19 protein-coding genes are annotated in these 10,977 nt (G+C 30.1%); 6 read left to right on the forward strand and 13 right to left on the reverse strand.

Translation table 11 applies throughout. The features are described 5' to 3' along the window. Positions 1-25: 25 nt before the first annotated feature. From pxpA to Z053_RS0105970, 3 genes are read left to right on the forward strand one after another with little or no spacing between them, the layout of a single operon-like run. Positions 26-751 carry a 5-oxoprolinase subunit PxpA gene (pxpA, locus tag Z053_RS0105960; RefSeq protein ID WP_025664128.1) on the forward strand — a complete coding sequence of 242 codons (726 nt, stop codon included), beginning with the start codon at positions 26-28 and terminating at the stop codon, positions 749-751. 10 nt (positions 752-761) lie between these two features. Next, on the forward strand, positions 762-1,487 hold the full coding sequence (gene pxpB, locus Z053_RS0105965) for a 5-oxoprolinase subunit PxpB (RefSeq protein ID WP_025664129.1): 726 nt from the start codon (positions 762-764) through the stop codon (positions 1,485-1,487). Then, complete coding sequence (locus Z053_RS0105970) at positions 1,484-2,341, forward strand: 5-oxoprolinase subunit C family protein (protein ID WP_025664130.1); 858 nt, start codon at positions 1,484-1,486, stop codon at positions 2,339-2,341. The genes pxpB and Z053_RS0105970 overlap by 4 nt, the downstream gene beginning before the upstream one ends. A gap of 264 nt (positions 2,342-2,605) precedes the next feature. Here Z053_RS0105970 and Z053_RS31350 read toward each other — a convergent pair whose 3' ends face one another. The 13 genes from Z053_RS31350 to gwsG form a co-directional block, all read right to left on the reverse strand. Next, on the reverse strand, positions 2,606-2,782 hold the full coding sequence (locus Z053_RS31350; RefSeq protein WP_160170053.1) for a hypothetical protein: 177 nt from the start codon (positions 2,780-2,782) through the stop codon (positions 2,606-2,608). A 59-nt stretch (positions 2,783-2,841) separates the two neighbouring features. Then, positions 2,842-2,991: a hypothetical protein gene (locus Z053_RS31355; protein WP_160170054.1), complete on the reverse strand. Its 150-nt coding sequence runs from the start codon at positions 2,989-2,991 to the stop codon at positions 2,842-2,844. 79 nt (positions 2,992-3,070) lie between these two features. Beyond that, on the reverse strand, positions 3,071-3,253 hold the full coding sequence (locus Z053_RS0105985) for a hypothetical protein (protein WP_025664131.1): 183 nt from the start codon (positions 3,251-3,253) through the stop codon (positions 3,071-3,073). 128 nt (positions 3,254-3,381) lie between these two features. Beyond that, positions 3,382-4,596 (reverse strand): lanthionine synthetase C family protein, encoded by a 1,215-nt coding sequence (locus Z053_RS0105990; RefSeq protein WP_025664132.1) that lies wholly within the window; start codon positions 4,594-4,596, stop codon positions 3,382-3,384. Positions 4,597-4,808: 212 nt separating this feature from the next. Continuing rightward, positions 4,809-4,985 (reverse strand): hypothetical protein, encoded by a 177-nt coding sequence (locus Z053_RS31360; protein ID WP_160170055.1) that lies wholly within the window; start codon positions 4,983-4,985, stop codon positions 4,809-4,811. 25 nt (positions 4,986-5,010) lie between these two features. Beyond that, complete coding sequence (locus Z053_RS0106000; protein WP_025664133.1) at positions 5,011-5,193, reverse strand: hypothetical protein; 183 nt, start codon at positions 5,191-5,193, stop codon at positions 5,011-5,013. Between the two features lie 27 nt (positions 5,194-5,220). Next, the gene (locus Z053_RS0106005) at positions 5,221-5,403 is read right to left on the reverse strand and encodes a hypothetical protein (RefSeq protein ID WP_025664134.1); all 183 of its coding nucleotides are present in this window, start codon (positions 5,401-5,403) and stop codon (positions 5,221-5,223) included. A gap of 69 nt (positions 5,404-5,472) precedes the next feature. Then, a complete protein-coding gene (locus Z053_RS0106010; RefSeq protein ID WP_025664135.1) occupies positions 5,473-5,658 on the reverse strand; it encodes a hypothetical protein in 186 nt (61 codons plus the stop codon). A 35-nt stretch (positions 5,659-5,693) separates the two neighbouring features. After that, positions 5,694-5,888 carry a hypothetical protein gene (locus Z053_RS0106015; protein ID WP_025664136.1) on the reverse strand — a complete coding sequence of 65 codons (195 nt, stop codon included), beginning with the start codon at positions 5,886-5,888 and terminating at the stop codon, positions 5,694-5,696. Positions 5,889-5,923: 35 nt separating this feature from the next. Continuing rightward, the gene (locus Z053_RS0106020; protein ID WP_025664137.1) at positions 5,924-6,118 is read right to left on the reverse strand and encodes a hypothetical protein; all 195 of its coding nucleotides are present in this window, start codon (positions 6,116-6,118) and stop codon (positions 5,924-5,926) included. Positions 6,119-6,180: 62 nt separating this feature from the next. Beyond that, positions 6,181-7,209: a grasp-with-spasm system SPASM domain peptide maturase gene (gene gwsS, locus Z053_RS0106025; protein ID WP_081748219.1), complete on the reverse strand. Its 1,029-nt coding sequence runs from the start codon at positions 7,207-7,209 to the stop codon at positions 6,181-6,183. Further along, positions 7,199-7,396 carry a hypothetical protein gene (locus Z053_RS0106030; protein WP_025664140.1) on the reverse strand — a complete coding sequence of 66 codons (198 nt, stop codon included), beginning with the start codon at positions 7,394-7,396 and terminating at the stop codon, positions 7,199-7,201. The genes gwsS and Z053_RS0106030 overlap by 11 nt, the downstream gene beginning before the upstream one ends. Then, positions 7,356-8,402 carry a grasp-with-spasm system ATP-grasp peptide maturase gene (gwsG, locus tag Z053_RS29880; RefSeq protein WP_025664141.1) on the reverse strand — a complete coding sequence of 349 codons (1,047 nt, stop codon included), beginning with the start codon at positions 8,400-8,402 and terminating at the stop codon, positions 7,356-7,358. The genes Z053_RS0106030 and gwsG overlap by 41 nt, the downstream gene beginning before the upstream one ends. Positions 8,403-9,063: 661 nt before the next feature. Here gwsG and Z053_RS29885 point away from each other — a divergent pair. From Z053_RS29885 to Z053_RS0106050, 3 genes are read left to right on the forward strand one after another with little or no spacing between them, the layout of a single operon-like run. After that, a complete protein-coding gene (locus Z053_RS29885; RefSeq protein ID WP_025664142.1) occupies positions 9,064-9,486 on the forward strand; it encodes a hypothetical protein in 423 nt (140 codons plus the stop codon). After that, positions 9,486-10,178 (forward strand): hypothetical protein, encoded by a 693-nt coding sequence (locus Z053_RS0106045; RefSeq protein WP_025664143.1) that lies wholly within the window; start codon positions 9,486-9,488, stop codon positions 10,176-10,178. Before Z053_RS29885 ends, Z053_RS0106045 begins: the two co-directional genes overlap by 1 nt. Further along, the gene (locus Z053_RS0106050) at positions 10,151-10,933 is read left to right on the forward strand and encodes a sensor histidine kinase (RefSeq protein ID WP_025664144.1); all 783 of its coding nucleotides are present in this window, start codon (positions 10,151-10,153) and stop codon (positions 10,931-10,933) included. The genes Z053_RS0106045 and Z053_RS0106050 overlap by 28 nt, the downstream gene beginning before the upstream one ends. Positions 10,934-10,977 lie beyond the last annotated feature (44 nt).

Raw genomic sequence — 10,977 nt, forward strand, 5'->3', positions numbered from 1 at the left:
AATTATTACTGGTAAATGTAGGAATATGAAGAAAATTATTCTTAATGCAGATGTGGGGGAAGAGGCAGGTTTTGATGTCGAAATTATGCAGTATATCTCTTGGTGTAATATTGCATGTGGAAGCCATGCAGGGAATGTAGAAGTAATCAAGAAAACGATCGAATTGGCAATGCAACATAATGTGAAAATTGGAGCACATCCATCATACCCTGATCGTGAAAATTTTGGAAGAACCAAAGTTGAAATGCCATATGGTGATTTGGTAAAAATAATAACCGAACAAATACGGTTGGTAAAATCTTTAACCGAAAAAGCAGGAGGAAAACTACATCATGTAAAACCACATGGAGCACTTTACAATGAAGCAGTGAAAAATGAATCGGTAGCTATGGCAATTATCGAAGCTGTGAAAAATGTCGATAAAAGTTTATATATAATTACTTTGAAAAATGCTAAATTATCGTATCTTTCCAGAGGGAATTTCGAGGTTAAACATGAAGCTTTTGCTGATAGAAATTACAATGATGATTTGACATTGGTTTCAAGAAAAGAAAAAGAAGCTTTACTAACTGATCCAAAAGAAATTTTTAGTCATGTAAAAAGAATGGTTCTTGAAGAGAAAGTGAAAACTAAAAATAGAGTAGAAGTTCCAATTTTTTTTGATACAATTTGTGTGCATGGAGATAACCCAAAATCTGTTCAGATTTTGAAATATTTATATAAAGAGTTTTCGATTTTAAATTTACTATAATAGGAAGCTTATGAAATATAAATTGCAATACAAAAGATATTCTGAAAGAGCAATTTTAATAGAATGGCCTGCAAAAATTGACGAAAACACCCTTCATGACCTACTTTTCTTTAAAAAATCGATACTTTCTTTTTATGATAAACTAATTGTTGAGGTAATTTCATCATATAACTCGTTATTAATTTGTTATGTGTCTACTATAGAGGATTTCTATAGTAGTGTTTTGGAGTTGAAATCGCTGTATTCTAAAAGTTTTGAAGAAGCAAGGCCCGAAAGTAAGCTGTGGGAAATTCCGGTTTGTTATGCTGCTTCCCTTGCACAGGACTTAGAAGTATTTGCAAAAGATAAATCACTTACTGTAGAAGAAATAATTCGATTACATACTGCTCCACTCTATACAGTATATGGTATTGGTTTTTTACCTGGATTTTTGTACTTGGGTGGTTTGGATAATCAATTGCATAGTGCTCGAAAAATGACTCCTTCGTTGCATGTTAAAAAAGGTGCTGTAGCAATTGGTGGAAGTCAGACAGGGATATACCCTGTAGATAGTCCTGGAGGTTGGCATGTGATAGGTATGTGTCCTCTGGATTTTTTTAATCCGAAAACAAAAAATTGTTGCTTTATTTCACCAGGAGATAAAATTCAGTTTATATCGATTAAAGAAAAAGAATATAACGAAATAAGAACTAGAGTTGAAAATAATAATTATACGCCTGAATCTGTGTGTTTATGATTACAAATGTCGAGATAATTAAACCGGGACTTTTTACAACTATCCAGGACGAAGGACGTTTTGGTTTTTCAAAATATGGAGTTCCAAAAAGTGGAGCAATGGATCAGGTGGCATTTGGATTTGCAAATTTAATATTGGGCAATGCAAAAAATGCAGCATGTATCGAATGGACGATTCAACCTCCTGTTTTAAAATTTCATGACACCACAACTATTGTTTTAACAGGAGGCGAAACAGATGCTTTTTTGAATGATCAAAAAATAGAAATGTATCGTGAGATTAGAGTCTCAAAAAATGATATTCTTAAAATAAATTTTTGTAGGAAAGGAATGTATGGTTATGTAGGAATTAAGAATGGATTCCTTTCAGAAGAAGTGTTACATAGTAGATCTTTTTATAAGTCAATTACACCTCGATTTCGATTAGCTAAAAATGACAAAATACCATACCAAAGCAGTAATAATTATACCGATCATTTTTCTGCAATTTCACCACCTTTATTTTTAGAAAATTCAAATGCATTAGAGGTGTATAAAGGACCCGAATTTGACATGCTAAATGATGCACAAAAATCTAAAATGCTAGACTCGGTTTTTACAATTTCTAATACTATAAATCGAATGGCAATTCAGTTAGAAGAGAAAATAACAAACACTTTACCTTCGATTATAACATCACCTGTTTTACCAGGTACAATACAATTAACTCCATCAGGAAGTTTAATTGTGTTAATGAGAGATTGCCAAACTACAGGAGGATACCCAAGAGTTTTGCAATTAACAGAAACTGCTATTAACTACATAGCGCAAAAACGAATGAAAGAAAAGTGTAGTTTTAGGTTAATTGAGTTTTGAGGAAAGCTATGTTTGATATTCATAATTGGGAAAGATTTCGGTAGTATTCATTAATGATATATTGGTTTATTTTATTTCTAGACTAATGTGGTGTGTAGTTATAGAAATGAAAAATTATCTTAGTATCATATTTTTAAAATATGTATCCTCTATAGTTTTCCTATTATACAAAGGTTAAGTCTTATCCATAAAAAAAAGATTCTTCAGTTGCAGAAGAATCTTTTCTAAAAAATACAATTTCTGTTATCGAATTAATGCATATCACTAACAAGTTACGCAGTTTGATGCATTTACACAGCTGTTAGAGTTACCTCCCTTGTCTCCTCCCATAACACCATGTGCACAGGCATAATCTATAGACTTTCCTTTGAAGCTTGTTAGCTTACTGATTTGTTGTTTGTCAAATTTTAATGATAAAGAATCTGTTTTTCTTTTTTTCATAATATATGTGTTGAGTTATAGCTTTTACAGTGTTTGTTTAAGTGGCTGATATTCCCTGCCTAAATTATTGTAGTATCACAGTTTGAGTTTTGGCAACTATCAGATGCGCTCCCAAGATCTCCTCCAATAATACCGTATGCACAAGCATAATCTATAGATTTTCCTTTAAAATGTGTTAACTTACTTATTTTTTGTTTATCAAATTTCAATGATAAAGAATCTATTTTCTTTTTTTTTATAAATGTATATGTTTTATAACAGTGTTTACTTAAATTATAGGAATTAATACTAAATTAAACCAGTATCACAACATATCTGTGAAGCACAGCTGTTAGAATTAGTTGCCCCGTCTCCTCCCATAACACCATGTGCACAGGCGTAATCTATAGAATTACCTTTGAAATTGGTTAGCTTAGCAATTTGTTGTTTATCAAATTTTAATGATAGAGAATCTTCTTTCTTTTTTTTCATAATATATATACTTAAGTTTATCTAAAAGTAAGAAATAATTATTTTTTTAGATGTTAATTTTAAATTAAATAGTAATGGATGAGTTGACTCTCTTATGTATTTTTATAACATAAACTTCAGAATATAGATTAATAAATCATTAAGCATTGATTCCATTGACTTTCAGATGGTTCTAAATAAGAAATTATGGACAAGCCTATTCCGGCTATTCCTTCCAGTAAATTGGTTTCATTTTTCCATTTTTTTTGACTACCTCTCCATTGTTTGTAACCAGCATACCCGTCCTTATGTGTGTCCATTTTTAATGCTTCATTCATCCAAAAATCGGCTGTTTGTTTAAATATTACCTCTTCGGTTTCTTTATACATATAATTAAATATGGTAACGATCCCAAAAACTCCATGACATATTCCTGTATCCTGTAGTATCGCTTCTACAGTATCTCTTCTTTTTACCGAATGTTTTACGATGTGTATTGCTAATTCTTTATATGTATTATTTTCTAATACTTTACCTGCTCTCCAAAGTGAAATACCTATTCCTAAATCTCCTTGACACCAGGCTAGTCTGTTATTTGTGTATTTTTCCATTTCTGGATATACCCAACCAGGAAAAAGAGAGCTTCCATTTTCATCTGGATATTTAGAATTAATCATAAAATCAATCGTGCCAATTAACATATCTTTTACAGGATTCTGAAAATCTTTATGTTGATATAACCTACTTAAAAAATTGATAATACTCGCCATGCCGTGGGATAAACTTAAATTAGCTCCCCAAAGCTTCTCTGCTTTATGAAGTTCATACATCCAAAAATATCCTCGTTTGTCAATTTTAGCACTGTTTTTAAGCGCATTAATAAGGTGTAGGATATATGTTATGTATTTTTGTTTTAACGACTCTGATACAGTATTTTCATATCTCTTTAAAAAATAATAACCATAACCTATTGCTCCGTGTAAAAAATCAAAATATTCATTTTTGATATCAGAATCCATAGAATCATAAAGAAAAGTGTCTAAATCTGACAAAAGACCATCGGTATCGATATTTATAAATTCTTCCTCATCTAATAATTCTAACACCCAACCTGCTCCTGCTATACCTGTACAAAAGGTAGGAAAAGAATACCCATCGTTTATTCGTTGTATAGTTTCAGATATAGTGTCTATGGCTATATCTTCCATTTTTTTGTTTTCTGTAAACCTGGCATAATAAAACTGAAATAATGATATTCCTGATAAACCGGATAAAACACCTATATCTTGTTTGCTACCATAATTCTGGCTTAAAACAATATGTATTTCTTGTAGTTTTTTTCTTAAGATTTCGGTAGTATTCATAGAAGGTGTGTTGGTTTGTTTTATTTCTAGACTAATGTAATGTGTAGTTATGGAAATGAAAAATTATCTTATTATCATATTCTAAAAATATGTTTCGTCTATAGTTTTTTTATTATATAAAGGTTAAGTTTTATACATAAAAAAGATTCTTCAGTTGAAGAAGAATCTTTTCTAAAAAATACAATTGGCTGTTATTGAATTAATACATATCACTAACAAGTTTGGCAGTTTGATGCGTCTGGACAGCTGTTAGTTAGACCTCCTTCATCTCCTCCTATAATACCGTGTGCACAAGCATAATCTATAGATTTCCCTTTAATACTTGTTAACTGCGCAATTTTTTGCTTTTCGAATTTCAAAGATAAAGAATCTAATTTCTTTTTTTTCATGATATATGCTTTTTGTGGTGTTTATTTAAATTAAGCCAGTATCACAGCAAATTACTGATTGACAGCTGTTAGAGTTGCCTCCTTTGTCTCCTCCCATAACACCATGTGCACAGGCATAATCTATAGAATTACCTTTAAAATTGGTTAACTTAGCGATTTGTTGTTTATCAAATTTCAATGATAAAGAATCTATTTTCTTTTTTTTCATGATGTATGTTTTTTCTGCAGAGTTTATTTAAATTAAACCTGTATCACAACACATCTGAGATGGACAGCTATTACTATGTTCTCCGAAATCTCCTCCCATAACACCATGTGCACAGGCATAATCTATAGATTTTCCTTTAAAGCTGGTTAACTTGCTGATTTGTTGCTTGTTGAATTTTAATGATAATGAATCTTCTTTCTTTTTTTTCATGATATATGTTTTTCTGTTGAGTTATAATTTTTACAATACTTAATTAAATTATAGATAATCAATACTAAATTAAACCTGTGTATCACACCAACATTGTGATTCACCTCCGCAGGTATGAGAGGCACCTACACCATCTCCTCCCATAATACCATGTGCACATACATAATCTATAGATTTTCCTTTAAAGCTTGTTAACTTACTGATTTGTTGTTTATCAAATTTTAATGATAGAGAATCTTCTTTCTTTTTTTTCATAATGTATATGTTTTTAATAATTGACTCATTAAAGTTTATTTAATTTGTGTATCACACGTATTACGAGTATCACAGACTGCACAACTATTACCAGAAGCAGTTACAAGATCTCCTCCCATAACACCACGTGCACAAGCATAATCTATCGATTTGCCTTTGAACTTTGTTAACTTAGCAATTTGTTGTTTATCAAATTTTAATGATAAAGAATCTTCTTTCTTTTTTTTCATAATGTATATGTTTTTAATAATTGGCTCATTAAAGTTTATTTAATTTGTGTATCACACGTATCACAGTCAGCTGCAAACGTATGACAGGTGTTAGATGCATTTCCATGGTCTCCTCCCATAACACCATGTGCGCAAGCGTAATCTATAGACTTTCCTTTAAAACTTGTTAATTTGCTGATTTGTTGTTTGTCAAATTTCAATGATAAAGAATCTGCTTTCTTTTTTTTCATAATGTATATATTAGTTTATCTAAAAGTAAGAAATAATTATTTTGTTAAACGTTAACTTTAAATTAAATAGTATTGGATTGATCCCAAGTATTTTTATATGGATTGTAAGTACAGGTGTCAATTTTATGATAATTTTCATCTTTTTTTTCTACATCAGAATTACTTAAACACATATATCGAAATTGACAATCTTTACATTTTTCTATGATATCGTTTTTTAAATAATACTTTTCTTTAAATTCTTCTTTTTGAATGATCTCAGCTATCAAATTATCTTTTACGTTTCCAAAAATAGTATTATGGGATACATAGTTTTTTATATTCCCTTCATGGTCTATACATACTTTTCTATGTAGTCCAGCATTATAATTTACTGCTTCCAAATACATTTCATGAGACACCGTAAAGAGATCTGTAGAATATACCTCTTTCGAATCATATAAAAGTTGTTGATCTGTGTATCTAATTACCCGAGATGAGTTTTTTAATACACTATTTTTTTTGCTTTCTTGCGCTCCGTAGACTGTTATCAAAATTCTAGGAAAATCAACTATTATTTTTTTTAAGACTTCATCACTTAGTTTTAAAAAAGCTGGGAAGTATAATTCTATAATTCTAATTGAACTTTTTTTCAATACTTTTAACGCTTCTATGACTTCCCCCATCTCTATGTGGTCATAAATACGAATTTGTAATAGCTGACAGTCTAATTTATCTAATTGCTGAAAAACATTTGTTAAATCATATTTTGATTCTTTATTTATAGCAACAACAGAAGATATTATCTTATGTGGAGAATCAAAATGCAACGGCAATTTTTGAAAAGGTGATGGATTTGATGTGTAAAAACCGTAATGATTATCAACTAAAAACTGAAAATATTGATTAATTCCTTCATCATAATCATTATTAAATAAACTCTTTATTTTCTTTATATTATGCGTAAAATGATCAGAGGTTAAAATATCATATAGTTCATTTGGGATTTCTAAATATTCACTTTTATCCAAATCCATTATCAAACTGCTTTCGTGTCCTTTTACTGGGATACAAGTTGAAAATAAAAGAAAATGGTCTTCGTTATTCATCATGAAATATATTCGAATTGTTTTTGTAAAAATCCATGATCATACCTTTGCCATAATATCTATTCATTTCTACTTTAAAGTCTTCTCTGGGTATTTCTTTCTTTTGTACACTTGTAATATAATGTAAATCAAAAGAAATTGCTTCATTTTCAGGAATGCTTACCTGAGGTTTTTTGTTTTTTGTTTTCATTTTTAATTAAAAATTCTGCGATTTTTTTATGTATTCCATAGTTACAATATAAAGATACATCTCCATATTGTCCTACAGGATTGATTTCTAAGAAATAATATTGATCATCTATTGATTTTATAAAATCAATTACTCCAAAGTTTAGCTCTAAATGATTCATTAATTTTAAAATGCTAGCTTCGATTTTAGCATCTAGTTTATAAGGCATATATCGAGTAAAATGATTTGCCATCCTATTCCTCATATCCACTTTAGTGTTTTCATTAATTTGGGTGAACACAGCAGCTGAGTAACATTTGTCATTAAAAAAAACAGTTCTTATTTCGTATTCTTTATCTATATATTCCTGAAAGAGTGAAGGAGCGAATTTACTAGGAGTGTTATCGAGACTCTCTAACAAGTTGGTAATTTGATAAAAATGATGATATTCTTCATCATTAATATAATGTTTGTGATCAATAATAATTTCTTCTATAGACTTGGTAATTATTCTATTATTATTGGTTTCAAAAAACAGTTTTAGATCATCTTTAGAATTCGTTATTAAAGTGCTAGGAATTGTGAGGCCAAATTGCTGAGCCAATTCGAGAATGATTGGTTTATTAAGTCCAGTGGTTTTAAAAGAACCCAAATGGTTATTAGATTCTAATTTATACCCTAAGTAATCCCAAAAAATGGTATTTCTTTGTTTTAAAGCATAATTAAAAAGATTTCTAGGGTAGGTGCTTTCATATTCAAAATCACCTGTAAACGGATTTGATACTTTATTTGGTCTTCGAAACCAAACAGGAAAAAGGTTGACAGGATCAAGATTTTTATCTTTTATCTTTATAGACTTTTTTTTACTCAGTCCTCCTAAAGATATTGTGATTTTCTTATCGTTAAATGTGAAATCATCTTCTAAATTTAATCCAGTGTATTTTTGATAATCTGCATCATAAAAAGATAACCAATCAAATACTCTATTAGTAGGAAAGTCTATTTCTTGAGAAAATATAAGTGGCATATTTGCTTGTTTTATAAAATTGTACGAATAGTTTAAATACTTCTAAATGTTTCGTGAAAAAGATATTTTATATTCTCAATAGCTGTAATTGGACTTGATAATCAAACATGCCAAAGTTTACCCCACAGTACTTGAACTTTATTTTTTATATTTTGATTTAGCATTTAATATGTAAGTTATGACCACGAAATTTACAATATTAAAGTTGTTATATGAAATTGTTAATTAGAAAATTTGAATACTATTCGGCGTATTCTTTTTACATATTATAAAATAAAGTTGAAATCTAAAGCCCAACTTTGCAAGATGTAGTTTGCTGAAAGGTTATCGTCAAAACATAATTGTTATTTCTGTTTGGTTTTTCTTAAGACTAGCATTTTTTGTTTAGCCGAAGGGCTTGTCATTCTATTGAAGAAGAGGACGAGAATTCATTTATCTCCCAATAGGGGGAAAACACCCTTTTGGTAATAGGGGTAAATGCCCCTTGTAATTTTTTTTGTAATTTTTTTAGATGCTTTAGGGTGTTGAAATACAGTTGTTTGGTGCTGTTTAGGTGTTGGGTGGTTTTTGATTTTTAGGTAGGGTGTATTTGCTTTGCTGCATGTTTTTTGGATATATTAGCATCAATCTAATCTAATTTAATCTAAAATAATATAACGTTATGGGAAAAGAATTACCAAAAAAAGGAAAAAAAGGTGGAAAACCTAAAAAATGTATTAGCGTAGAAGAAGCAAAAGAGCTACAACATGTATGGTGCTGTACCCGAACACCTGAGATAGATAAGTGTTTGGGGTATGAAGACACCAGGGAATTTTGGTGGAGTGTTGAAGAATTACAACAATATCTTAAATATGTAAAAAAGAAATCTAAAAAACAAGGGATTGATAATCCTGGGATTCGAATGTATTTTGGGGCCTATCCTAAAGAAAAGTGTAACATGGATAGGGGGTATTCAACTATCTTTTTATCACCTACGGGAGCGCCTGCAGGTGAGATGGGTAAAGGAGGTGATAGTGCACCTAATAATTATGATATTGAGCCATATAATTATGGGAATAGTGGTAATCCTCCACAAATCTATTAATGAAAACATTAAATATTCTTTTTCAAACTGCTGAGTTATTAGCAGCACTAGTAGGAACTTTTTATATCATGAAATACCGTGTTGATAAATTGACACGGTATTTCGTGTATTTTTTATGGCTTAATTTTCTTGTGGAAGTGGTAGGGAAATTACCTACTTTTATAGATACATATGATGAATTATCATTTTTGAAAGAAACTTTTTTGATTAAGAATGCTTGGTTGTATAATATTCATTCGATAGTTAGTATTGTGTTTTATACATGGTATTTTAAGGAAAATTTATTATCCAAAAAGTTCAGACTAACTCTTGATATTTTAATAATTTTATTTTTTACTACATCTGTTCTTAATTTATTGATTACGGACGATTTTTTTAAAGTTCATTCTTCTTTTCCAATGGTTACAGGAACTTTAATTATTTTGATAAGTGTATTTTTTTATTTTTTTGAAATGCTAAAAAGTGAGAAAATATTGGAGTTTAATAAGGATTTAGTTTTTTATGTTGCCATTGGGACAATGGTTTTGCATTTAGTAGTTGCTCCTTTATTTATTTATAGTGCATATTATTCTAAAGAAAATGTTGATTTCGTTAAAATCCGTGTTATAATTCTTTACTGTGCTATAATTTTTACCTATACTTGTTATACCATTGGTTTTATCGTATGCTCGAGAAAGAACAGATCTTATTAATTGTTTATTTTACCGCTATTATTTTATTTTTTGTAGTATTCGGTATTGTATTTTTTGTGGCTTTTCAGCGCCGAAAAAACAAATTACTGCTGGATAAACTAAGAGCAGAACAACGTTTTGAGGATGAGATTTTTAAATCCCGTATAGAGATACAGGAACAGGCACTTAAAAATGTAAGCTGGGAGCTTCATGATAATATCGGGCAATTGCTATCTACGGCAGTGATGCAGATTAATATTATGGGAGCTACCATAGAGGATACAGCATCAGAATCACTACAGGATGTTAGAAAATTGGTAGGGGATAGCTTGCAAGAAATACGCACCTTATCTAAGACCTTAAATCACGAAGTGATTCAAAATGTAGGGTTAGAAAAATCTATTACTGTAGAACTCAAACGTTTTGAGAAACTTAATTTTTTAACGCCTTCCCTTACTGTAAAAGGAGAAGAGGTGTATATAAACCCAAAAGATGAGATTATCCTATACCGTATCATTCAGGAATTTTTCTCTAATACTATAAAACATGCAGAGGCCTCAAGCCTCGAAGTAGAGCTGGAGTATACTCCAGAAACACTCAATATTAGAGTACAGGATGACGGTGTTGGGTTTGATCCAAAATCTGTCCAGGCAAATTCTGGTTTGCTTAATATGAAAAGCCGTGCAGCTTTGGTAAATGCAAAACTAGATTATACATCTTCACCAGGAAAAGGAGTTGTACTTACCTTGTCATATCCTATACAACTTAACGATTGATTTAATACATTTGTATTAGAACTCATCTTGAGTAGTGGTTTTAA

It is taken from the genome of Aquimarina megaterium XH134, assembly GCF_000520975.1.
Lineage (GTDB): Bacteria > Bacteroidota > Bacteroidia > Flavobacteriales > Flavobacteriaceae > Aquimarina > Aquimarina megaterium.